Genomic DNA, 376 nt, shown 5'->3' with positions numbered 1-376 from the left:
TTGCACAACTGATTAAAAAGAGTCGATTTTACTACGTTGGGATTACCCACCAGTAGTATTCTGGGTGATTTTACTTTATTTTCCATTTTATATAGCTTCCACAATAATATATCTAGCTTCTTATTCACGCAGGTCAACTCTGGAGCGCTCTTCTCCAAAATCCACATATAAAGTGCCCCCAAATTTAGCTTGATATAGTATTTTGAAATCTATATTAGGCAAAAGGCATATTTCAATAATTTTACCGGGCAGTTACATGTGATGGTTATCATACCCCACGATAATTACTTTTTGGTTCTTCGGGTAACAGCTTAGCTTATTAAACTCTTTATTTTTAAAGATTGTTATTTAAATTACAAATATATCCTATTTAAAT

The 376-nt window shown here is 31.9% G+C and carries 1 protein-coding gene; it reads right to left on the bottom strand.

Annotated elements, in window-relative coordinates:
• The coding region (locus GNY06_RS13485; RefSeq protein WP_212995052.1) for a hypothetical protein at positions 1–182 on the bottom strand (182 nt) is incomplete at its 3' end.
• Positions 183–376 lie beyond the last annotated feature (194 nt).

Origin of the sequence: Elizabethkingia argenteiflava (assembly GCF_009904105.1) — a bacterium.
Classification (GTDB): domain Bacteria; phylum Bacteroidota; class Bacteroidia; order Flavobacteriales; family Weeksellaceae; genus Elizabethkingia; species Elizabethkingia argenteiflava.
This window is presented reverse-complemented; position numbering and strand designations above follow the sequence as displayed.